Below are 19,662 nucleotides of genomic sequence, written 5' to 3'. Positions count from 1 at the left end.
GTAGCGTCACTACAAAAACTTGGGGGAGTCATGGGCGCGATCCTCGTCCTCGGTGGATACGGGGCCGTCGGCAGACATGCAGCGGCGGCGCTAGTGCGGGACAGTCCCGGCAGGTCCGTGATCGTGGCGGGGCGCGACCCTTCGGCGGCCCGGCCGGTGCCGGGCACGACCGCCATGCGCGTGGACGCCTCCGACGCCGCCGGGCTGGCCGGGGCGCTGGAGGGCGTCGAGGCGGTCCTGATGTGCGCCGAGCTCGACAACGCCGCCGTCGCCCGCGCCTGCCTGGAGCGAGGGGTGCACTACCTCGACGTCAGCGCCTCCCACCCGGTGCTCGCCGGGATCGAGGAGCTCGACGAGCTGGCCGTACGGCGGGGCGCGACGGCGGTCCTGAGCGTCGGTCTGGTCCCGGGCGTCACCAACCTGCTGGTACGGCACTGCGTCGAGCGCTCGGGAACCGGCCAGGCCCGCGTCGGCGTGCTGCTCGGCTCGGGTGAGCAGCACGGCCCCTCGGCGATCCGCTGGACCCTAGACGGGCTCGGCAGGCTGGAAGGCTCATGGGCGATGCGCTTCCCCGCCCCGTTCGGCGAGCGCGTCGTGCACCGCTTCCCCTTCTCCGACCAGTACACGCTGCCGCGCACCCTCGGGATCGGCCAGGTCGCCACCGGCCTGGCGCTCGACTCGCGGCTGACCACCGCGCTGCTGGCCGCCGCTAGAGGCCCGGCCGTGGGCCGCCTGCTGCGCCGCCCGAGGGTGCGCGAGGCGCTCGTGGCGGCGCTGGGCAGGATCCACCTGGGGGGTGACGGGTTCGCGGTGACCGTACGGTCGGGGCAGGTCAGGGCCGGCTTCAGCGGACGCCTGCAGAGCCGCGCCACCGGGCTGACCGCCGCGCTGCTGCTGCGGAGGCTGCCCGGCATGCCGCCAGGGGTCAGGCACGTCGAGCAGCTGGTGGAGCCCGCCGACTTCCTCACCGAGCTGGCCGCCCACGGCTTCGAGCTGGACCTCGGCGCGCAGGCTAGGCCGTCCGCCTGACTCTGAGGATGTTGTCGAGACGGGTGCCGGGGCGGCCGTCGGGGGCGGTCTGCTCGCGCTCGTACTCCTCGCAGCGCTGGACCTCCCACTGTCCTTCGGGCAGCTCCAGCGACTCCAGGACCTCCTGAGGGGTGGGCAGGTGCACCGCCGGGTGCGGCTCGGGCTCCCACGAGGGGAAGCCCGCGTGCCCGACGATCAGGAGCACGCCGCCCGGCGCGACCGCCGCGGCGGCGAACCTGAGGATCTTCTCGCGCGGCATGTCGCCGGGCGAGTGCAGGAAGTGCGCGGAGACGAGGTCGAAGGAGCCCTCAGGGAAGGACGCGCCGAGGTCGTGCCGCTGCCAGTCGATCCGGTCGGCGACCCCGGCCTGCTTCGCGTGCGCGGCGGCGCGTTCGAGGGCGACGCGGGAGATGTCGGTGGCCGTCACGCGCCAGCCCCTCGAGGCGAGCCAGACGGCGTCGCCGCCCTCGCCGCAGCCCAGGTCGAGAGCGGTGCCGGGCTCCAGGTCCGCGGCCTCGCGCACGAGCGCGGCGTTGGGGTCGCCGCTCCAGATCCTGTCGCTGGCGGCGTAACGGCCGTCCCAGAACTCCTGCTCGGTGACGTCCCGCCGGTCGTGGGCAGGGTGGTGGTGGGCAGGGTCGTGGGCGGTGTCATGGGCGGTGTCATGGGCGCGCTGCCGGCGGGAGGCGACGGCCTGGCGGGTCTCTTCGTCGATCAGGTCGGCGTTGATGGCCGCGCCGGCGCGCACGCCCGCGCCGGCCGCGCCGATGACCTGCTCGGTCAGGTTGGCCACGTTGCCCGCCACCCACAGCCCCGGCACCGCCGTGGCTCCCGAGGGGTCGGCGGCGATATAGCTGCCGACCACGTGGCCGCCCATCTCCAGGTCGGTGGGTTCCAGGCCGAGGCCGGTCAGCACGTCGGCACGGGCGGTCAGGCGTGGCGCCACGACGACGGCCTCGCGCGAAAACACCCTGCCGTCGGCCAGGCGGACGCCGGTGAGCCTGTCGTCGCTCACCTCCAGCGCCGCGACCGCTCCCTCGACCACGGCGATGTCCCTCGCGGCCAGCTGCTCGCGCTCGTCGTCGCCGAGGCCGTCCTGTGTGTGCAGGAAGAGGGTCACGTCGCTGCTCCACTGCCGCCACAGCAACGCCTGGTGGACGGCGAGCGGCCCGTCGGCCAGGACGCCGATGGCCTGGTCGCGCACCTCCCAGCCGTGGCAGTAGGGGCAGTGCAGCACCTCGCGGCCCCAGCGTTCGGCCAGGCCCCGCACGTCGGGCAGCTCGTCGACCAGCCCGGTGGTCACCAGCAGCCTGCCGGCCACGACGGAGGAGCCGTCGTCGAGCCGCACGCGGAAGCCGTCGCTCGCGCGCTCGGCCGCCACGACGCCGCCCTGGACGATCCGGCCGCCGTAGCCGCTCACCTCCGCGCGCCCCGCGGCCAGCAGGTCGGCGGGGGAGACGCCCTCGCGCGCCAGGTAGCCGTGGACGTGCCCCGCAGGGGCGTTGCGCGGCTGTCCCGAGTCGATCACGAGGACCGAGCGGCGCGCTCTGGCCAGGGTGAGCGCGCCGCTGAGCCCTGCGGCGCCACCGCCGACCACCACGACGTCGTAGCGCCGCTCGTCACCTGTCTGTTCGGTCTGTGCGTTCATGTGTGCCTCCATTCACCGCAGATGGTCGGCCCGGGACCCGTCAGTTGGCAAAGTTCTTTGCCAAAACGGCAACATCGGACGCCCGTTCTGTTTCGGTACTGGTGGGCAGCCATCAGCGCTCAGGGCTGATCTCGCAGGTGGACGCGCGTGGTCGTCATTGGAGCGGATCAGGGGATCGTGGTGAGGGGGAGGCCGGCCAGCAGGCGGTCGCGCAAGGCGTCGCCGCGGATACCGAGCTCGGGGAGGTCGTCGGGGCCGGGGGCGCCGGTGACCAGCAGTTCAGGCACGAGCAGGCGGCTGAGCGGGACCTCTGGCGCCGGGTCGACCAAACCGCCGATGGAGGCGGTGGACAGGTCGAGGTAGGCGGGGGTGAGGGTCCTGCCGTGGAGGGCTCCTGCGACCAGATCAGGGCAGAACTCGTTCAAGAAGATCGAGACAGTGGCGCGCAGGTCCCCATGGATCATCACCAGCTTGTCGGTCATGTCGCCGACGAAGGTCTCAGTCGTCACGTGGCCGCGCACGACCAGCTTCGCGTCACCGGCCAGGTAGATGTTCCTCGCCCGCAGGTTTCCGAGGACGATCAGCGCGGCGGCTCCGTCGTCCACATTGGTGATGTTCCCGTCGACGTCCAGGTCGCCGTCCACGACGTACCCGGTTGCCGCCTCGGGCGTGCCCGCCCACCACGGCGTCCGCTCGTGCGCGTCGAGGGGAAGTTCGCCGGTCACCGCGGAGGGACCCGGCACCAGGATGTACTCCTCCTCGTACAGGTTCTCGTACGTCCCCTTCGGCAGCCCGCCCTGCCCGAACAGGTCCACCGCATCGTCCCAGGCGAGGTAACTCGATCGCATGGGCGGGACCATAGCACCGGTACCGGCTCGAAACCGGCGCGCACATCGCGTGATCGAGTTCGCGGCTGGTGCCGACGGATACGCGGGCTGACCTGGGTCTGCAGTCGGCCCGCCACCGGACAGATGTTCTCGCTGATCGCCGGGACAGGGTCCTCCTTCAGCCCCGGCCCGGCTGGACTGAATTTCCAATCTGGACGTATAGTCCAACCATGGAGACGACAGCGGACGGCGCCGACCCGCGGGTGCGGGCCTGGGCGCCGGTGTGCCAGGCGATCGCCCTGCTGCTCGGACCGTATGCCGAGGTCGTGCTGCACGATGTCGCGAGCGACCGCGTGCTGGGCGTGTGGAACCCGATGAGCAGGCGCGAGCCCGGTGACCCCTCGCTGCTGGGCGAGCTGGACCGGTTGGAGCCGTCGGCGCACGACGTCTACGGCCCCTACCAGAAACTGCTGTCCGACGGCCGTCGACTCTCCTCGGTCAGCGCGGTGCTGAGGGACGCGGAGGGGCGGCCCTCGGCCGTGCTGTGCGTCAACCTCGACCGGACCCCGCTGGAGCAGGCGGCCGCCGTGCTGGCCGGGTTCGCCGCGCCCTCGCAGCCACGCCCCGAGGCGCTGTTCGAGCAGGACTGGACCGAGCGGGTGCACCAGGTCGTCGGCTCGTTCGTGCGCGAACGCGGCCGCCCCGTCGACCGCCTCGGACGCGAGGACCGGCTCGCCGTCCTCAGCGAACTCGACCAGGCGGGAGTGTTCGCCGTACGGCGGGCCGCCCCGGTCGTCGCCGGCGCGCTCAAGGTGTCGCGCTCCACCCTGTACGCCCTGCTCGCCGAGCTCAAAGCCCAAAGGAACGACTCGTGACCCGTCTGCCCGACTTCCGGCTGGAGACGTACTTCTCCCGCTGGGAGTTCACCGCCCGCCACCACCTGACGGCCTCCGACGCCCAGACCATGACCATGTCCGAGCTGCTCGCGCTGGCCGACCCGGGGGACCTGCACGCCTGGGAGACGCTGTCGTTCGGCTACACCGAGACCTTCGGCGACCCAGCGCTCCGGCAGGCGATCGCCGAAACCTACGCCCACGTCGACGCCGACGACGTGATCTGCTTCACCGGCGCCCAGGAGGCCCTCTATCTGGCCATGCACGTCCTGCTCGGACCGGCCGACCACGCCGTGGTCGTCACACCCAACTACCAGTCGGCCGAGACCGTCCCGCTGTCGCTGTGCGAGGTCAGCGGCGTGGCCCTGAACCCGGACGACGACTGGGCGCTGGACCTGGAGCGGGTCGTCGCGGCGCTGCGCCCCAACACCCGCGTGCTGTCGGTCAACTTTCCCAACAACCCGACGGGGACGCTCGTCGACGCGGCCGACTTCGCCCGCCTGGCACAGCTGTGCGACGAGCGCGGCATCCACCTGTTCAGCGACGAGGTCTACCGCGGCCTGGAACTCGATCCCTCCCGCACGCTTGCGCAGGCGGCGGAGCTGTCGGAGCGGGCGCTGTCGCTGAACGTGACCTCCAAGTCGCTGGGCCTGCCCGGGCTGAGGCTCGGCTGGATCGCCTGCCGCGACAAGGAGGTGCGCTCGAGACTGGAACGCGCCAAGCACTACACGACCATCTGCAACGCGGCGCCGTCCGAGGTGCTGGCCAGGATCGCCGTCAAGGCCCGCGACCGCATCCTGGAGCGCAACCGTGCCGTCATCGCCGCCAACCTGCCCGCCTTCGACGCGTTCTTCGCCGAGTTCGGGGAGCTGTTCGAGTGGCGGGCGCCTGAGGGCGGCTGCGTCGCCTACCCCCGCTACCTGGGCACGGACGGGGTGGAGCGGTTCTGCGCCGAGCTCGTCGAGCAGGCAGGGGTCCTGCTGCTTCCCGCGAGCATCTACCGTTCGGAGCTCACGCCCACGCCAGGCGACCGCTTCCGCATCGGTGTCGGGCGCCGCGACCCCGGGCCCGCGCTGGACGCCTTCGCCGCGTGGCTGCGAGGCCGCCGGTGACCGTCCGCGTGCTCGGGCTGGAGGCGCTCGAGGGCGGCGGCGCGCCCGCAGGCTTCCTCTCGACATCGGCCCACCGGGTGCGCCCTGGTCGGCTGCTATCGCTCCAGCCTGCCTGCCCTGGCCCGCAGGTAGCGCTGTTCGGGAAGGCTCGTGGTAAGCAGGGCCGCCAGCCGGTAGTTCTCGCGTGCGGCAGCGTACTCGCCGGCCAGCTCCTGCAGGTGGGCGCGCACGGCGTGGAGACGGTGGTGACGGGCGAGCCGGGGGTCGCCGTCCAGGCTTTCCAGCAGTTCGAGCCCGGCCTGGGGCCCGCGGGTCATCGCGACCGCGACGGCGTGATTGAGCGTGACCATCGGGTTCGGCGCGATCCGAGTGAGGATCGCGTACAGAATGCGGATCTGTTCCCAGTCGGTGTCCGCGGCCCGCGGCGCCTGGACGTGCAGCGCGGCGATCGCCGCCTGGAGCTGGTAAGGGCCGAGGGGTGAGGCGGACATGCTCGCGGTGACCAGCGCGGTGCCCTCTTCGATCATGGCGGCGTCCCACAGGTTCCTGTCCTGCTCGGCCAGTGGCACGAGGGCGCCGTCCGGGCCGGTGCGGGCCGCGCGGCGGGCGTCGGTCAGCAGCATCAGCGACAGAAGACCGGCGACCTCACCGTCATCCGGCAAGGACCTGTGCACCATCCGGGTGAGCCGGATCGCCTCTGTGGTGAGCTCGCCGCGGTGCAGGTCGGGTCCTGAGCTGGCGGTGTAGCCCTCGTTGAAGATCAGGTAGAGCACGTGCAGGACGGCGTCCAGCCGGTCGGGCCGCTCCTGGGCGCTCGGCATCTCGAACGAGGCGCCGACGGCCTTGATCCGTTGCTTGGCGCGGCTGATCCGCGGCGCCATGGTGGCCTCCGGCATGAGGAATGCCCGCGCCACCTCGGCGGTGGTGAGGCCGCCGACGGCGCGCAGCGTGAGCGCCACCTGGGAGGCGGGCGTCAGCGCCGGATGGCAGCACAGGAACAGCAGCGTGAGGGTGTCGTCGTGGTCACGGGGGCCTTCGTCGCCGGGGTCCGGCGCGAGGCCGGCGTCCGGCGCCTCCCGTACCGCCGCGGTGGCCTCCCTCCGGCGGCGGGCCTGCTCGCTGCGTACCTGGTCGATCAGGCGGCGGGAGGCGACGGTCACCAGCCAGGAGCGCGGGCTTTCCGGGACGCCCTCGGCGGGCCACTGCATCGCGGCCGCGAGCAACGCCTCCTGGACCGCGTCCTCGCACTCCTCGAATCCGCCATACCGGTGCAGGAGCACGCCGAGGACCTGCGGCGCCAGTTCGCGCAGCAGGTCCTCGAGGCGTTCGGACGCGCTCACATCTCCATCCCGGCCGAGTCCATCAGTGGCCGCACCTCCACGCCGCAGACCTGACCGCTCGACAGCAGGGTGGCCAGTTCCACGGCACGCTCCCGGCTCTCGCAGTCCACCACGTACTGGCCGGCCACATGCTCCGAGGTCGGTAGGTACGGGCCGTCGGCCACTGCCACCACGCCGCCCCTGACCCTCACGGCGGTGCTGAGGGAAGGATCGGCGAAGGCGTGGGCACTGATCAGCTCCCCTGCCTGCCCGGACGCCGCCAGGAAGCCCTCATGGTCAAACCCTTCCCCCGGTGGGTCCGCCGCGTCCAGGTAGAGGTTCAGCAGGAACTTCACCGCGTGCTCAGTCGTCCGCCGTGCCTGCGTAGACCACGGGCCGCACCTCGATGCCCAGGCCCTCGACGCCGGCGTCCGGGATGAGCGCGGCCAGCTCCAGAGCACGCTGCCTGCTGTCGCACTCCACCAGGTAGTAGCCGCCGAGGTACTCCTTGGCCTCGAGGTAGGGCCCGTCCGTCACCGCCGGGACGCCGCCCCTGACCTTGACCACAGCGCTCTGCGACGGGTCGGCCAGCGCGACGGTGCCGATCATCTCCCCGGACTTCCTGACGGTCTCCATGAACGCGCCGTGGCCGCTCATCACCTCGTTGCGCTCCTCCTCGGTCAGCGCATCCCAGATCCGCGGGTTGCTGTGCATGATCAACAAGAACTTCATGTCGTCTCCTTCGATGGTCGGGCGGCACCCTTGAGGCGCCGTTCACCATGGAGTCGACGCCGGTGCCGCATTCTTGCGGTGGCGACCGCAAGAATCTCCCCGCTGTTCCGACTACCTCCCCAAAGGGACGCCTGGCCTGGGCGTTCCGTCACAAGTCGCTTGCCGGCTCCCGAGGAGGACGCATGTCGCAGCTGTTGAGGGTGCAGTGTTTCAACGTGTCGCAGGACGGGTTCGGCGCCGGCGAGGGGCAGAGCCTGGACCGGCCCTTCGGTCACGCGGACCCCGCTCCCCTGTGGTCCTGGGCGGGCGCCACCGCCAGCTGGGTGAACCGCACCGAGCCGGGCGGCACTCGCGGCCTGGACGACTACCTGACCCGCGACCACACCCGCAACATCGGAGCGGAGATCATGGGGCGTAACAAGTTCGGCCCCCAGCGTGGCCCCTGGGACAACCACGAGTGGCAGGGATGGTGGGGAGAGACCCCGCCGTTCCGCACACCGGTCTTCGTGCTCACCCACCACGAACGCCCGTCCTTCACCCTGGCCGACACCACCTTCCATTTCCTCGACGCGTCACCGGCCGAGGCGCTGGCACGCGCGACGCAGGCCGCCGACGGCCGGGACGTGCGCCTCGGCGGCGGAGTCGCCACCGTCCGCGCGTTCCTCGAGGCCGACCTGGTCGACACGATGCACATCGCCGTCGCGCCCGTCGACCTCCATCGAGGCGAACGACTGTGGGAGAGCCACACCGACCTGCTCGACCGCTTCCACCTTGAGACCGTACCGAGCCCCAGCGGGGTCACCCACCTGCTGTTCTGGAGACGGTGACCACTGATCCCGCACGATCGCGCGCCCCGGCCGCGATGAGATCGCCGACGGCTCAGCGAAGCTCCTGGACGCGGATCAGGTTGCCTGCGGGATCACGGAAGGCGCAGTCGCGTACCCCGTACGGCTGATCGGTCGGCTCCTGGACGACCTCGGCGTGGCCGGCCGCCAGCCGTTCGAAGACGCCGTCGACGTCGGCGGTGGCCAGGACGATCCAGCCGTAGGTGCCCTTGGCCATCATCTCGACGATGGTGCGGCGCTCGTCCTCGGTGATGCCGGGGTCGGCGGCCGGCGGCCCGAGGAGGATGGACGTGCCGGGCTGGCCGACGGGGCCGACCGTGATCCAGCGCATCTTGCCGCCTCCGACGTCGTTGCGGACCTCGAAGCCGAGGACGTCTCGCCAGAAGGCCAGGGAGGCGTCCGGGTCGTCATGCGGAAGGAAGGTCGTGTGAATGGTGATGTCCATGCCGGTCACGCTAGTTGCGGTCGGTGACCGGGGCCATTCGATCGCTGACGATCGCTGTCTTCCCTGCCCCATGACGCCGGCAGATCCCCCCACCCTCCTCCTGCCGGGGCTCGGGCACCCACCGGCGCACCGTCGAGGTGGCCTGCTGATCAGCGTGGGCGGCTGAGGGCGGCCTCGGCCAGATCCGTCCACTTCTCGGCCGAGGAGTGGGGCACGACCACCCAGTCCTTGATCGCCCTGCCCTGCCCCGAGGGGTCGAACAGGGACGCCCCGGCCAGCTGGAGCGCGGTGGTGTGTTCGGGGGTGTCCCTGACCAGCCGGAACACCATCGCGCCGTCGCGCTGCAGGCTCGCGAACACCTTCCCCGCCTGATCCTTGAGCGCGGGCCTTCCCATCATCGTGGAGATCCGTACACCCAGGTCGGCCAGCTCGGCGCCGACCTGCTTGAAATCCTCTTCGGCGCTCATCGTCAGTCGGTCCCAAACTTCATGCGGTGTGGTCGAGCAGCTCGTCGTGGTCGGGGCTCCTGCCGCGTGCGCGATCGCCCCGGCCCCGCCGTCCGGCAGCAACGGCGATCAGGCTAGTCGTCCTTGCGGCACTGATCAAGGCCGGATGCGGGGCGCCGACCATGCCGAGTCCCGCCGCCGCTCCCGGACTACGCGCGATGGATCACGACCAGCGCCGGCCAGGAATGGACAGGCTGTCAGGCACCTGGGTCAGGGGAGCTCGGAGGGCAGGCCGAAGGCAGGGAAGTGGTCGGGGCCGAGAAACGAGGTGATCTCGGCGATGCGCTCCCCGCGCAGCCCGAACACGGTGATCGACCACGCCTCGTGCGGCCCTTCGGCGGATCGGCCCAGGTAGAAGGCCACGGCGGGCTGGCCGTTGGCGGTGGTGGGCAGGTGGCGCCAGCTGGGACACCGGGTCAGCGGGACCTCGACCGCGAAGTCGGTGACCGCCGGCAGCCCGCCGTACCACTGCGCCAGAGGCGGCATCGACCAGGTGACGTCGGCGGTGAGCAGCGCCACCAGCGCGTCGGCGTCGCCGCGCTCCAGCGCGGTGGCGAAGCCCGTGACCAAGGCCCGGACGCGGGCGTCGCCGAGGGCCCGCAGGGTCGGCTGCTGGCTGGGGCCTGGAACCCGGTCGGCGACGACCCTGCGGGCCCGGGCCAGGGCGGAGTTCACGGAGGTGGTGGAGGCGTCCATCATCGCGGCGATCTCGGCGGCCGAGAATCCCAGCACGTCGAACAACACCAGGGCGGCACGCTGGTTGCCCGGCAGGTGCTGCAGGGCCGCGACGAAGGCGAGCTCGACGGCCTCACGCTGCTCGTAGTCCAGCCCGACGTCGTGGTACGGGCCCAGCCATGGCTGCTCCGTCACCGGCGCGGCGTCGAGCACCGCGTGGTCGCTCGACGGGCCGAGGTCGACGGGCAGGGCGCGCCTGTCGCGGGTCTTCACCAGGTCCAGGCAGGTCCGGGTGGCCACCGTGTAGAGCCAGGAGCGCAGGGTCGAGCGGCCCTCGAAGCGGGGCAGCCCGCGCCAGGCCCGGAGAAGCGCCTCCTGCAGGGCGTCGTCGGCGTCGTGGACGGAGCCGAGCATGCGGTAGCAGTGGGCGTGCAGCTCGCGCTGGAGCGGCTGGACAAGGCGGGTGAACGCCGCGTCGTCCCCCGCTCGGGCCTGCGCCAGGTCGGTGTTCTCCGTCACAGGCGACGATTCTGCCTCATGACCGCAGTCCTACCTGTCAACGACTGGAGGTGCTCTAACATGACAGATTCCGAACTTTGGGCGCTCATCCACGCCGAGCGGGCGGCTCTGGCGGCCGATCTCGCGACGCTGACGGACGGGCAGTGGGCGACGCCGTCCCTCTGCGAGGGCCTGACCGTGCGCGAGGTGCTGGCCCACCTGACGGCGGGGGCCCGCCTCAGTCCCGTGCGGTGGCTGGCGGGGGTGGTGCGCTGCCGGTTCGACTTCGACCGGCAGGTGGCGATGCGGCTGGCCGAGCAGCTGGGGGCGTCACCGGCCGAGACGCTGGAGAGGTTCCGTGGGGCTGTGACGAGCAGGACCAAGCCGCCGCTGCCCGTGGTGGCCATGCTGGGCGAGACGGTGGTCCACGGGGAGGACATCCGCCGGCCTCTGGGCATCCGCCGCGACCACCCGATCGCCACGCTCACCCGCCTGGCCGAGTACTACGTGGGCTCCGACCAGGTCGTCCTGGCCAAGGGGCGGGTGCGTGGTCTGCGGCTGGCCGCCGACGACGGGCCGTTCGCCAGCGGCTCCGGGCCCTCGGTGACCGGTTCGACGCTGGCGCTGATCATGGCGATGACCGGGCGCGCCGGCTACCACGACGAGCTGTCGGGCGACGGCGTGGCGATCCTGCGCGGGACCGCCCCCAGGCCCTGATCGGTGCTCGGCCTGCGCGCACGTGGGCGCACCTGGCTTGTTCACCGGCGCGGGACGCCGATGGCCGTACCGGGCTCAGGTCATGGGGCCGGCGCGACGGTGTCGCACGGCTCGAGTGCCTGCGCGGAAGACGACGCAGACGGTGCGGCGGCAGGCGACCGGCGCGAGAGCAGGTATCCCGTCAGTGCGGCGAGCAGGCCGGCCAGGCCGGCTGCCGCGAAGCCGCCCGCAGGCGCTGACACGTCGATCACCATGCCCACGATCGGGGAGCCGAGCGCGAACCCTGCGCTCGCCGCCGAGGCCTGCATGCCGGTCGCCTCGCCTCGCACACCGGCCGGCGCCAGCCGGCTCACCGCGTCGGAGACCGTGGAGAGGGTCGGTGCGGTCAGCAGTCCGGCACCGATGACGGCCACGCACAGCCAAGGCCAGTCATGGGCGAGTCCGGCCGGAATCGTCACCAGCCCGAGCAGGCCGAGCAGCAGCCAGGTGGGCATCGGCCGGGACAGCGCTCCGTACACCAGACCACCCACGACGGACGTCACCCCGAACACGGCGATGACCATGGCCGCCCACGAGACCTGACCGGCTTCTTGGAGAGTGGCGACGATGGCCAGGTCGACGCCGCTGAGCAGCATCGCGACGCCGAACCCCATCGTCAGAACAGCCACCAGGCGCGCTCCCAGCCACTCCCTGCGCCGGGGCCGGGCCGCCGCGTCGCCATCCGTCTCGTCCTCGGCCCGCATCGGCGGGTTGAGCAGGGCAATCCCTGCCCCGCCGGCGACGATCGCGGCGCCCACTCCCCATGCCACCACGCCGGGGGACACCTTCGCCGCGCAAAGGATCACCACTGCCGGGCCCACCATGTACGACAGCTCGCCCGCCACCGAGTCCAGCGCGAACGCCGCCCGCCGCTGCGCTGTCGTCGTCATCGCGGTGATCGCCTGCCTGGTGATCGACTGGACCGGCACCATCAGCAGACCGGCGGCGAAGGAGGCACCCAGCAAGATCACGTACGGCTGCACAGGCACGGTCAGCCAGAACACGATCTGCGGCGCGACGGTGGCCAGCAGCACGGTACGCAGGCCCCGCCGGTCGATCATCCGGCCCAGCAGCGGCCCGCCCAGCGCGACACCGGCGGTGAGCGCCGCCACCACGGCTCCCGCCGCCGCGTAACTCATGTCGAGGGCAAGCACGACGTACATCGTCAGCGCCATCGCGTCTGCCGTGATCGCCGCACGAGCGAGCAGTGAGATGCCCAACAGCGGCGTCATCCCCGGCACCGCGAGCACCTGTCGAAATCTGATCACCGGTTTGACGGTAAATCATCCGTATTGCCATAGGAAGTCGTCCATTCGTTGGACCGGGCATAATGAATACTTATGGCTGATCTCGAGACCGCACTGCTGCGGTCATTCGTCACCGCCGTGCGAGCGGGCAGCATCAGCCGGGCGGCGGCCGCCCTCGGCCGTACCCAGCCCGCGCTCAGCCAGCACCTGCGCAAGCTCGAGAGGGCCGTCGGCAGTCCGCTGCTGCACCGGACGCCGTCCGGCGTCTGGCCGACCCGGGCGGGCGAGGAACTGCTGCCCTACGCCGAGCGCATTCTCGCGTTGTCGGCCCAGGCGCTCGCCGAAACGGGGCGTGCGCTCACCGGGCATTGCGGCGTGGGACTCCTCGAGGATCTCGCCGCTTCCCGCCTTTCTCAGGTGCTCGCCGACCTCGCGCGGCTGCACCCCGACGCGACGCTGGAGGTGCTCAGTCTTTCCAACGCGGCGATGCGGGAGGCCTACGACACGGGCCGTGTCCAGCTCGTGCTCGACGAGGTCCCGGATCTTCCCTGGCCGCCGCGCTGGACGGTGCGTCTGCCGCTGGTCTGGGCGGTCGGGCCTGGCGTCGCCGTTGACGCCGATCCGCTGCCGGTGGTGCTGTTCTCGAACACGTGCGCCTGGCGGACGTCGGTGCTGGAAGCGCTGGAAGGCACCGGGCGGCGCTGGCGGGTGGCGTTCGAAAGCAACAGTCTCGCCGGAGTGCTCGCCGCGCTACGGGCCGGGCTCGGGGTCGCGGCCCTCATACCCGCCAATCTCGAGCCGGCCATGGCCTGCCACGAAGCGGCCGCGCTGCCCGCTCTGCCGGACGTCGAACTCGGTCTTGCCCGCCGCCCCGGTACTGAAGGCGATGCGCTCATCGACGCTGTGGAGACCGCCCTGCGGCGGATGATCTGAGCCGCCGCTCTTCCCCGGCAGGCCCGCCGACCGCCCGCACGGCCGCGATGATCCGCGCCCGATCGTCGTCGCTCAGCGTCCGCTCGTTGTCGCCCAACGCGTCCCGCCCTCTGTGTGTCAGTCGAACGAGCAGGCACCGCTGGTCGTCGCCCGAACGTTCCCGGACGACCAGTCCTGCGGTGTCGAGCCGGGCCAGGACACGGCTGAGGTGGCCGGGGTCGAACCGTAGCCGCTGCCGCACGTTCCGGACCTCACAGCCGTCCTGGCCCGCCAGCTCTAGCAGGACGCGGGTCTCGGCGAGGGAGAACGACCCGGCCATGATGGCCATGACGTACGCGTGGAACCGGTCGAGAGTCTGGATCATCGCAAACATCATTGACCCAATCAAAGGATAGGTTGACTCAGTCAATGTTTATCGGATGGTCCGGTGTTCGTCCAGCCCCCAGATCCAAGCGCCGGAGGTCTCCGGCCACCACCCGCAAGTGCTCGATCATCGCGGCGGCCGCGGGCAGCCGGTGTCGCTGTGCCGGCGTGGCGGTCATCACGGTCCTGGTCAGTGACGGCTCGTCCAGCGGGCGTACGACGAGGTCGGGAGCGGTCGCTGGAAGGGTGAGGAACGGGGCGAGCGCCACCCCCAGCCCCGCGGCGACCAGCCCTCTGACCGTCATCTGGTCATCGGTCCTGAACGCGATGACCGGCTCGAACCCCGCCTGCCGGCACGCCCGGGGCAGCACGTCGAGCGTGGATCCCCGGTGTACCCCCTGGATCCACCGTTCGCCGGCCAGATCGGCCAGCCGGATGCGGGTGCGTCCGCTCAGGCGGTGGCCCGGCGGCAGCGCGATGTGCAGTGGGTCGACGAGCAGCGGGCGCACCTCGACGTTCGGGGGGACCACCAGGGGCACGACGGGGAATTCGTACACGAGCGCCAGGTCCAGCTCGTGCGCGGCGACCGCGGCCACGGCCTCGTCGCGGTCGGCCTCGACCAGCTCCACCGAGACTGCGGGCCGCTCGCGCAGGAAGGCGCGTACGGCCATGGGCATGAGCGTGGCGTTCGCCGTCGTGAACGATCCGAACCGCAGCCTTCCGCCCTCTCCGGCGCAGATCGCGGCCAGCGTGCTCTCGGCGGCACGCAGCTCCGTCATGATCCGCTCGGTGTGAGCCAGGAGCGCCCGGCCGGCCTCCGTCAGCCGCACGCCCCGGGCGTGCCGTTCGAGCAGCCGGGCCCCGGCCTCCCGCTCAAGCACGGAGATCTGCTGCGACAGCGCCGAGGTGGTGTACGACAGCGCGGCAGCGGCGCGGGTGAGCGACCCGTGGCGGGCCACCTCCTGCAAAACCCTTAGCCTGGCCACATCGAGCATGCGGAAACGCTAAACCCTTCTTTAAGAAGCTGTCGATTGTCCTTAACGGAAGGGCTCGTTCATTCTGGCGGCATGCGATTCGGAACCCCCTACGCCGAGGTCTACGCCGAGGGCGCGTTCGTGCCGGAGAAGGAGTCCAGACTCAGCGTCCTGGCCAATGCGGTCTCGTACGGCACGGGTACCTTCGAAGGGATCAGAGCCTGCTGGAACCCGGATCACCAGGAGCTCTACCTGCTGGAGGCGCGGGCCCACTACGAGCGGATGGCGCGCTCGGCCCGCATCCTCGGGCTGGAGCTGCCGTACGATCCGGAACATCTGACCCGCCTCTCCACCGAGCTGCTGCGCCGCAACGACGTGCGCGCCGACGCCTACGTGCGCCCCCTCCTGCTGCAGGCGGACGAGCAACTGGCCGTCCGGATGCACGACTGCGGCACGCGCCTGTACCTGGCCGCCACCCCCATGCCGGGCGACTACATCGACCGGCGCGGCGTGCGCTGCATGGTGAGCGCCTGGCGCAGGACCGGCGACGCCGCGGTGCCCAACCGGGCCAAGGTGATCGGCAGCTACGTCGGGCCTGCCCTGGCCAAGACCGAGGCGCTGCGCAACGGCTTCGACGAGGCCATCATGCTGACCGGCGACGGCTACGTGGCCGAGGCCACCACCTCGAACGTGCTGATCAGGACCGGCGAGCGCTGGGCCACCCCCACCGCCACGGACGACATCCTCGCCGGCATCACACGCTGGCAGGTCATGCACCTCTTGGGCGAGATCACCGGTGCCCTCGTCGAGGAACGGCGCGTGCACCGCTCGGAGCTCTACTCCTGTGACGAGGCTCTGTTGTGCGGCACGGCCGTGCTCGTCGCCCCGGTCGTCGAGGTGGACGGCCGGCCCGTCGGAGACGGGCACGCGGGCGAGACGACGCTCGCCGTACAGCGCCTGCTGCAGGCGATCAGCCGCCGTGAGGATGCCGACCACCATCCCGAATGGACCACACCCGTGTACGGAGCCGCCTGATGCTGACCCACCTGAACGCCATCCCGCCCATCCGGATCTGGAAGGACGTCCTGGCCCGGGTGGTCCAGGGCGAGCAGCTCACCCTGGCCGTCGTCGAGCTGCCCCCGCACGGCCTCGTCCCCGAGCACCGCCACGTCAACGAACAGATCGGCCTGTGCCTACAGGGCACGCTCACCTTCCGCGTGGGCCAGGAGACCCGCGGCCTCGGGCCCGGTGGTACGTGGCGCATCCTCGCGCACGTTCCCCATGAGGCCCAGGCAGGTCCGGAGGGGGCGGTCGTGGTGGAGGTGTTCGCCCCGGTACGGGACGACTGGGCCGAGCTCGAACAGGCGGCCCCGGCCACGCCGCGCTGGCCCTCCCCGCACTGAGGCCGGCCACAGCTCCGGGCATCCTTCATAGAAGGGGTGTCGGCAAGAAGCGCGTCACGCTTCTTGCCGACACCCCGCATCAGCCACAGCCGCAAATGTCGCCATATGTACATGTACTATTACTTTCAGTGGTTGGCTTGGTAGTGCCTCCTGAAGTGATCACACACAGAGCCCACCCGACTTGGCCGTATCGGTTGGATCGCGGCGTGCCCCCGATGCCGGTAACAGGCGAAGGAGCGTCACATGTCGCGCTGGAGCAAGATCGCGGTAGTGGTCCAGATGCCGGTCGCTGATACCGAGCATCGTGAAGACCGGGGCTTCGGCGCTGGACGATGGTGCTGGGGCGCGGCCGAATCCATGGGGGAACATGTCCGGCCTGTCGCCGACCTTGCCACGGTGACCGAGCCGAAGGACTGCGGTATCTGGAGGTGACCCAGGACCCATGGCGGGAGCTGTCGGAACTCGACGACCTGCCGCCGCCGGCCGTCGTCGGCGTCCACCCCCACCGCGGGACTGCCTGGGGCACCACCGACGACGAGCCGCCTTCGCCAACAGCCTGACTCGGCGCCGGGGCGGGCCGAGGGGACCGGCCTCCCGGTCACTCAGAGCTCCTTGGCGTCTGGTGATGCCGACCCGAGCGGAGGGCCCCGGGGAGGAGCATCGGCGAGGATGGCGGCTGGGAGAAGATCCGCTCAGAGTCGCAGCCATGACGACTCCTCGCATGTGGATCTGCTTCGTTGGCGGTCTGGAGTGTGACTGGGTGGTCGTGGTGGACCCCGAGGAGATCCTGCGGCAAGTCGGCCAGGGACCTGTGCGTGGCGGTCACGAGGGCGACCAGGCGATCAACCGTGCTCTGTCCCGATCGGCCGGCTTCCCGAAGTTCTCCGACGCTTGAAATCTACTTTGTAAAGGCGTTTGGCGGGGCGACCTTCGGTCACCCATCCTTAATGGACTAAAGACCTTCAACAACAAACAGATGCGGCGTGGTCGTGGTCAGCGCGATGAAGCCGAGACGACTCAGGATGGGTCGGCTGTCGTCGGAGGCGTCGACCTGCAGGTAGCGGTAGCCATGGGCGGCGGCGATGCGCGCGCGGTAGGCGACCAGAGCCCGGTAGAGGCCGCGTCCGCGCCAGTCGGGTACGGTTCCGCCGCTCCAGAGGCTGGCGAAGTGGGTGCCGGGGTGCATGTCGAGGCGGGCGGCGCTGACGGGGCGGGTGCCTGCCATGGCGACGACGGCGGCGACGGTGTCGGGTGCCTCGGCGAGTTGGGTGAGCAGGCGGTGCTTGATGTGGGTGGCGGTGGTGTCGAAGGCCTGCTGGTGGACCTGCATCATGAGGTCGACGCCTGCGGGGTCGGTGACGGGGTGCAGGTGGATGCCGTCGGGTGGCGGGGTGGTGGTGGGCAGGTCGCTGATGGTGGCGGCCATGAGCGTTTCGGTGGGTTCTTGGTTGGCGCCTGCGGCGAGGAGGCGTTGAGCGAGGTCGGTGGGCTGGTCGTGGGCGTAGAGCTTCCATTCGAAGTCGTGGCCGAGTGCGGCGAAGTGGCTGATCTGGTTGGCGATGGCGGTGTCGGCGGTGGTGTGGTCGAGGTCGCTCCAGAGGATGCCGTTCCAGCCTTGGCGGGTGCTGGTCTGGCGTAGAACGCCGTCGGTGAGGTGGAGGGTGGCGTGGGCGTCGTCGGGTTGGGCGTGGCGGCGCATCTGGTCGTCGAAGAGGGCGAGGGTCTCGTGGGGGTTCATGGGTGTTCCGGGGTTGTGGTGATGGCGTGGATGGTCATGGTTGGTCCCGGGTGATGTCGTGGAGGCCGCCGAGGATCATGAGGGTGAGTCGTAGCCGGCATGGCTGGTCCTTCCCCTTTCCTTTGGGGGAAGGTGAGGGCGGGTTAGGCCAGGTCCCAGAGCAGGCGGTAGTAGGCGATGCGTTCGGGGTCGGGGTCGATGCCGTAGGCGTCGTAGAGGATGCCGTCGTAGCCGGGGCCGTAGTCCTCTTCGGTGCTCCAGGCCGCCACTGCGAGGTCGGCCCATCGGTCGGCGACGCCGAGTGAGCCGAGGTCGACGTGGGCGGCGAAGGTGCCGTCGTGGTGGAGCAGGGTGTTGGGGACGCAGGCGTCTCCGTGGCAGACGACGAGGCGGTCGATCGGGGGTGGTTCGGCGAGGCGTGCGCGGGCGTGTTCGGGGTCGAGGTGGTGGTGTTCGGGGAACCAGTCGGCTGGGCCTTCGCCGTTGGTGAGGCGTTCGTCGGCGCGGGTGAGTCGTCGTTGGACGCTCCAGTCGAAGGGGCAGTCGTCGACTGGCAGGGCGTCGTGGAGGAGTCGTAGTCCTCGGCCGATGGCGGCGGTGGCGGTGGCGGGGTCGGCGATCCACCGGGGTTCGATGGCTGATCGGCCGGGGACGGCGGCGGTGAGGAGCCAGGCGCCGTCGGGGTTGGTGCCGTGGTCGATGACGGGTGGGACGGTGGCCCATCGCTGTGCCCAGGCGAGGCGTTGGGCTTCGGCGGGCAGGTCGATCTCGGGGGTGCCGGTGGCGACCCATTTGGCGTATCTGGTGGTGCCGTTCGGGTTGTCGAGGCGGAAGGTGAGGCCGCCGAGTGCGTTGCGCCAGACGGGGGTGATGGTGTCGTCGCCGGCGAGGGTGGTGACGATGTGGGGGACGGTGACGGGGCCGGTGGGGATCTCGGAGGTGTGGGGGCGGCTCATGACGACGTGATCCTTGCAGGGTCGCGGCGTCGGCGCTATCGGGTTTCGAGCTGGGCTTTTACGGGTGCGATGCCTCGGTGGCCGTGGGTGGCGGGTGTCAGGTCGGCTCGCTGCTGCGTCTCGTCAGGGCGTGGCGGTGTTCATGGGGTTGGTGTGGTCCTCGCGGTCGTTTCTTCCTGCAACGTTGCCTGAGGTACGCCATGGGGGAGTGTTGGGGAGGTTCAGTGGGCCGCGGTGGTGTTGTGGCGGGGGAAGGGGAGTTCGGCCGCGATGGCGGCGATCTTGGCGGTGATGTCGGCCAGGGAGCGCAGGGAGTCGAGGTCGAGCCGCTCCATGATGCGCCGGTAGTTGCGTAGCCCGGCGTCGTTGATCTCTTCGACGAGGGCGCGGCCGGCGTCGGTGAGCTGGACGCGCCGTACGCGCCGGTCGTGGGGGTCTTCGTGGCGGGTGACGAGGCCGTGGCCGACGAGTCTGTCGACGATGCCGGTGACGGTGCCGAGGCCGACGCCGAGGTTGCCGGCGAGTTCCTGTCCTGAGGCGGAGCCTGTGCATGACAGGAGGATGACGACTTTGAGCTGCCGCATGGTGAGGTTGGAGTCGAACAGGGGTGAGCGGTCCTGGGCCAGGAGTCGTCCGAGGCCGCGTTGGGTCTCGCTGATCTGGCGAATCAGGGTCTCGCGTTCGTCGTCCACTCTCACCTCTCGCTTCCTGAGAAGGTTATCAGGAAAGACATGGTCAGTTAAATATTCGCTCAAGGCGAAGT

25 protein-coding genes are annotated in these 19,662 nt (G+C 70.8%); 11 read left to right on the top strand and 14 right to left on the bottom strand.

The window, feature by feature from the left end:
- The first annotated feature begins 30 nt into the window (after window positions 1-30).
- Window positions 31-1,029 (top strand): saccharopine dehydrogenase family protein, encoded by a 999-nt coding sequence (locus FHR33_RS04300; protein ID WP_183643798.1) that lies wholly within the window; start codon window positions 31-33, stop codon window positions 1,027-1,029.
- Here FHR33_RS04300 and FHR33_RS52435 read toward each other — a convergent pair.
- Together FHR33_RS52435 and FHR33_RS04290 are read right to left on the bottom strand one after the other, a co-directional pair.
- Entirely contained in the window at window positions 1,013-2,677 is a 1,665-nt protein-coding gene (locus FHR33_RS52435; protein WP_183643795.1) for a bifunctional NAD(P)/FAD-dependent oxidoreductase/class I SAM-dependent methyltransferase, read from the bottom strand. The two genes, FHR33_RS04300 and FHR33_RS52435, sit on opposite strands and share 17 nt — an antisense overlap.
- Before the next feature lie 167 nt (window positions 2,678-2,844).
- Window positions 2,845-3,525, bottom strand: a complete 681-nt coding sequence (locus tag FHR33_RS04290) for a hypothetical protein (RefSeq protein ID WP_183643792.1) — start codon at window positions 3,523-3,525, stop codon at window positions 2,845-2,847.
- A gap of 209 nt (window positions 3,526-3,734) precedes the next feature.
- Between FHR33_RS04290 and FHR33_RS04285 the strand changes: the two genes are divergently transcribed.
- Both FHR33_RS04285 and FHR33_RS04280 read left to right on the top strand, forming a co-directional pair.
- Window positions 3,735-4,379 (top strand): helix-turn-helix transcriptional regulator, encoded by a 645-nt coding sequence (locus tag FHR33_RS04285; protein WP_183643791.1) that lies wholly within the window; start codon window positions 3,735-3,737, stop codon window positions 4,377-4,379.
- On the top strand, window positions 4,376-5,509 hold the full coding sequence (locus tag FHR33_RS04280) for an aminotransferase class I/II-fold pyridoxal phosphate-dependent enzyme (RefSeq protein WP_183643788.1): 1,134 nt from the start codon (window positions 4,376-4,378) through the stop codon (window positions 5,507-5,509). Before FHR33_RS04285 ends, FHR33_RS04280 begins: the two co-directional genes overlap by 4 nt.
- 95 nt (window positions 5,510-5,604) lie before the next feature.
- Here the strand turns inward: FHR33_RS04280 and FHR33_RS04275 are convergent, their stop codons facing one another.
- The 3 genes from FHR33_RS04275 to FHR33_RS04265 are packed head-to-tail and all read right to left on the bottom strand — an operon-like array spanning window position 5,605 to window position 7,560.
- Complete coding sequence (locus FHR33_RS04275; protein ID WP_183643786.1) at window positions 5,605-6,849, bottom strand: RNA polymerase sigma factor; 1,245 nt, start codon at window positions 6,847-6,849, stop codon at window positions 5,605-5,607.
- The gene (locus FHR33_RS04270; RefSeq protein WP_183643783.1) at window positions 6,846-7,184 is read right to left on the bottom strand and encodes a YciI family protein; all 339 of its coding nucleotides are present in this window, start codon (window positions 7,182-7,184) and stop codon (window positions 6,846-6,848) included. Before FHR33_RS04270 ends, FHR33_RS04275 begins: the two co-directional genes overlap by 4 nt.
- A gap of 7 nt (window positions 7,185-7,191) precedes the next feature.
- Window positions 7,192-7,560 carry a YciI family protein gene (locus FHR33_RS04265; protein ID WP_183643780.1) on the bottom strand — a complete coding sequence of 123 codons (369 nt, stop codon included), beginning with the start codon at window positions 7,558-7,560 and terminating at the stop codon, window positions 7,192-7,194.
- 182 nt (window positions 7,561-7,742) lie between these two features.
- Here FHR33_RS04265 and FHR33_RS04260 point away from each other — a divergent pair, with 182 nt between their 5' ends.
- Window positions 7,743-8,387, top strand: coding sequence for a dihydrofolate reductase family protein (locus FHR33_RS04260; protein WP_183643777.1), 645 nt, complete (start codon window positions 7,743-7,745; stop codon window positions 8,385-8,387).
- 52 nt (window positions 8,388-8,439) lie between these two features.
- Here the strand turns inward: FHR33_RS04260 and FHR33_RS04255 are convergent, their stop codons facing one another.
- From FHR33_RS04255 to FHR33_RS04245, 3 genes are all read right to left on the bottom strand, one after another.
- The gene (locus FHR33_RS04255; RefSeq protein WP_183643774.1) at window positions 8,440-8,850 is read right to left on the bottom strand and encodes a VOC family protein; all 411 of its coding nucleotides are present in this window, start codon (window positions 8,848-8,850) and stop codon (window positions 8,440-8,442) included.
- A 149-nt stretch (window positions 8,851-8,999) separates the two neighbouring features.
- Window positions 9,000-9,317 (bottom strand): hypothetical protein, encoded by a 318-nt coding sequence (locus tag FHR33_RS04250; protein WP_183643771.1) that lies wholly within the window; start codon window positions 9,315-9,317, stop codon window positions 9,000-9,002.
- 249 nt (window positions 9,318-9,566) lie between these two features.
- Window positions 9,567-10,550: a sigma-70 family RNA polymerase sigma factor gene (locus FHR33_RS04245; RefSeq protein ID WP_183643767.1), complete on the bottom strand. Its 984-nt coding sequence runs from the start codon at window positions 10,548-10,550 to the stop codon at window positions 9,567-9,569.
- 60 nt (window positions 10,551-10,610) lie between these two features.
- On the opposite strand from FHR33_RS04245, the gene FHR33_RS04240 reads away from it, so the two are divergent.
- Entirely contained in the window at window positions 10,611-11,246 is a 636-nt protein-coding gene (locus tag FHR33_RS04240; RefSeq protein ID WP_183643764.1) for a maleylpyruvate isomerase family mycothiol-dependent enzyme, read from the top strand.
- Between the two features lie 80 nt (window positions 11,247-11,326).
- On the opposite strand, the gene FHR33_RS04235 is transcribed toward FHR33_RS04240, so the two are convergent.
- The gene (locus FHR33_RS04235) at window positions 11,327-12,553 is read right to left on the bottom strand and encodes an MFS transporter (RefSeq protein WP_312895358.1); all 1,227 of its coding nucleotides are present in this window, start codon (window positions 12,551-12,553) and stop codon (window positions 11,327-11,329) included.
- A 72-nt stretch (window positions 12,554-12,625) separates the two neighbouring features.
- On the opposite strand from FHR33_RS04235, the gene FHR33_RS04230 reads away from it, so the two are divergent.
- Entirely contained in the window at window positions 12,626-13,465 is an 840-nt protein-coding gene (locus FHR33_RS04230; RefSeq protein WP_183643760.1) for a LysR family transcriptional regulator, read from the top strand.
- Here the strand turns inward: FHR33_RS04230 and FHR33_RS04225 are convergent.
- A complete protein-coding gene (locus FHR33_RS04225; protein WP_183643758.1) occupies window positions 13,425-13,829 on the bottom strand; it encodes a MarR family winged helix-turn-helix transcriptional regulator in 405 nt (134 codons plus the stop codon). The genes FHR33_RS04230 and FHR33_RS04225 overlap by 41 nt on opposite strands.
- A gap of 37 nt (window positions 13,830-13,866) precedes the next feature.
- Window positions 13,867-14,823 (bottom strand): LysR family transcriptional regulator, encoded by a 957-nt coding sequence (locus FHR33_RS04220; protein ID WP_183643755.1) that lies wholly within the window; start codon window positions 14,821-14,823, stop codon window positions 13,867-13,869.
- 72 nt (window positions 14,824-14,895) lie between these two features.
- Between FHR33_RS04220 and ilvE the strand changes: the two genes are divergently transcribed.
- The 5 genes from ilvE (at window position 14,896) to FHR33_RS04200 (ending at window position 17,100) form a co-directional block, all read left to right on the top strand.
- On the top strand, window positions 14,896-15,837 hold the full coding sequence (gene ilvE, locus FHR33_RS04215; RefSeq protein ID WP_183643752.1) for a branched-chain-amino-acid transaminase: 942 nt from the start codon (window positions 14,896-14,898) through the stop codon (window positions 15,835-15,837).
- The gene (locus FHR33_RS04210) at window positions 15,837-16,205 is read left to right on the top strand and encodes a cupin domain-containing protein (RefSeq protein WP_183643748.1); all 369 of its coding nucleotides are present in this window, start codon (window positions 15,837-15,839) and stop codon (window positions 16,203-16,205) included. Before ilvE ends, FHR33_RS04210 begins: the two co-directional genes overlap by 1 nt.
- 243 nt (window positions 16,206-16,448) lie before the next feature.
- On the top strand, window positions 16,449-16,637 hold the full coding sequence (locus FHR33_RS04205; RefSeq protein ID WP_183643745.1) for a hypothetical protein: 189 nt from the start codon (window positions 16,449-16,451) through the stop codon (window positions 16,635-16,637).
- Entirely contained in the window at window positions 16,634-16,765 is a 132-nt protein-coding gene (locus FHR33_RS51555; protein WP_281388143.1) for a hypothetical protein, read from the top strand. The genes FHR33_RS04205 and FHR33_RS51555 overlap by 4 nt, the downstream gene beginning before the upstream one ends.
- A gap of 146 nt (window positions 16,766-16,911) precedes the next feature.
- On the top strand, window positions 16,912-17,100 hold the full coding sequence (locus FHR33_RS04200) for a hypothetical protein (protein ID WP_183643742.1): 189 nt from the start codon (window positions 16,912-16,914) through the stop codon (window positions 17,098-17,100).
- A gap of 57 nt (window positions 17,101-17,157) precedes the next feature.
- Here the strand turns inward: FHR33_RS04200 and FHR33_RS04195 are convergent, their stop codons facing one another.
- From FHR33_RS04195 to FHR33_RS04185, 3 genes are all read right to left on the bottom strand, one after another.
- The gene (locus FHR33_RS04195) at window positions 17,158-17,943 is read right to left on the bottom strand and encodes a GNAT family N-acetyltransferase (protein ID WP_183643739.1); all 786 of its coding nucleotides are present in this window, start codon (window positions 17,941-17,943) and stop codon (window positions 17,158-17,160) included.
- 143 nt (window positions 17,944-18,086) lie between these two features.
- Window positions 18,087-18,899, bottom strand: coding sequence for an aminoglycoside 3'-phosphotransferase (locus FHR33_RS04190; RefSeq protein WP_183643736.1), 813 nt, complete (start codon window positions 18,897-18,899; stop codon window positions 18,087-18,089).
- 221 nt (window positions 18,900-19,120) lie between these two features.
- Entirely contained in the window at window positions 19,121-19,597 is a 477-nt protein-coding gene (locus tag FHR33_RS04185) for a MarR family winged helix-turn-helix transcriptional regulator (RefSeq protein ID WP_183643733.1), read from the bottom strand.
- Between the last annotated feature and the right edge of the window lie 65 nt (window positions 19,598-19,662).

This window comes from Nonomuraea dietziae (assembly GCF_014195505.1).
Lineage (GTDB): Bacteria > Actinomycetota > Actinomycetes > Streptosporangiales > Streptosporangiaceae > Nonomuraea > Nonomuraea roseola.
The sequence above is the reverse complement of the archived record's forward strand: the minus strand, read 5'-3'. Positions and strand labels throughout refer to the sequence as shown.

Excerpts from the sequence above, each read along its gene's own strand:
- FHR33_RS04240 (WP_183643764.1), top strand. The coding sequence starts at position 10,611 with ATGACAGATTCCGAACTTTGGGCGCTCATCCACGCCGAGCGGGCGGCT.
- FHR33_RS04300 (WP_183643798.1), top strand. The coding sequence starts at position 31 with ATGGGCGCGATCCTCGTCCTCGGTGGATACGGGGCCGTCGGCAGACAT.
- FHR33_RS04195 (WP_183643739.1), bottom strand. The coding sequence starts at position 17,943 with ATGAACCCCCACGAGACCCTCGCCCTCTTCGACGACCAGATGCGCCGC.
- FHR33_RS04225 (WP_183643758.1), bottom strand. The coding sequence starts at position 13,829 with ATGATCCAGACTCTCGACCGGTTCCACGCGTACGTCATGGCCATCATG.
- FHR33_RS04220 (WP_183643755.1), bottom strand. The coding sequence starts at position 14,823 with ATGCTCGATGTGGCCAGGCTAAGGGTTTTGCAGGAGGTGGCCCGCCAC.
- FHR33_RS04260 (WP_183643777.1), top strand. The coding sequence starts at position 7,743 with ATGTCGCAGCTGTTGAGGGTGCAGTGTTTCAACGTGTCGCAGGACGGG.
- FHR33_RS04265 (WP_183643780.1), bottom strand. The coding sequence starts at position 7,560 with ATGAAGTTCTTGTTGATCATGCACAGCAACCCGCGGATCTGGGATGCG.
- FHR33_RS04255 (WP_183643774.1), bottom strand. The coding sequence starts at position 8,850 with ATGGACATCACCATTCACACGACCTTCCTTCCGCATGACGACCCGGAC.
- FHR33_RS04250 (WP_183643771.1), bottom strand. The coding sequence starts at position 9,317 with ATGAGCGCCGAAGAGGATTTCAAGCAGGTCGGCGCCGAGCTGGCCGAC.
- FHR33_RS04205 (WP_183643745.1), top strand. The coding sequence starts at position 16,449 with ATGTCGCGCTGGAGCAAGATCGCGGTAGTGGTCCAGATGCCGGTCGCT.
- FHR33_RS04200 (WP_183643742.1), top strand. The coding sequence starts at position 16,912 with ATGACGACTCCTCGCATGTGGATCTGCTTCGTTGGCGGTCTGGAGTGT.
- ilvE (WP_183643752.1), top strand. The coding sequence starts at position 14,896 with ATGCGATTCGGAACCCCCTACGCCGAGGTCTACGCCGAGGGCGCGTTC.
- FHR33_RS52435 (WP_183643795.1), bottom strand. The coding sequence starts at position 2,677 with ATGAACGCACAGACCGAACAGACAGGTGACGAGCGGCGCTACGACGTC.
- FHR33_RS04290 (WP_183643792.1), bottom strand. The coding sequence starts at position 3,525 with ATGCGATCGAGTTACCTCGCCTGGGACGATGCGGTGGACCTGTTCGGG.
- FHR33_RS04210 (WP_183643748.1), top strand. The coding sequence starts at position 15,837 with ATGCTGACCCACCTGAACGCCATCCCGCCCATCCGGATCTGGAAGGAC.
- FHR33_RS04190 (WP_183643736.1), bottom strand. The coding sequence starts at position 18,899 with ATGAGCCGCCCCCACACCTCCGAGATCCCCACCGGCCCCGTCACCGTC.
- FHR33_RS04285 (WP_183643791.1), top strand. The coding sequence starts at position 3,735 with ATGGAGACGACAGCGGACGGCGCCGACCCGCGGGTGCGGGCCTGGGCG.
- FHR33_RS04230 (WP_183643760.1), top strand. The coding sequence starts at position 12,626 with ATGGCTGATCTCGAGACCGCACTGCTGCGGTCATTCGTCACCGCCGTG.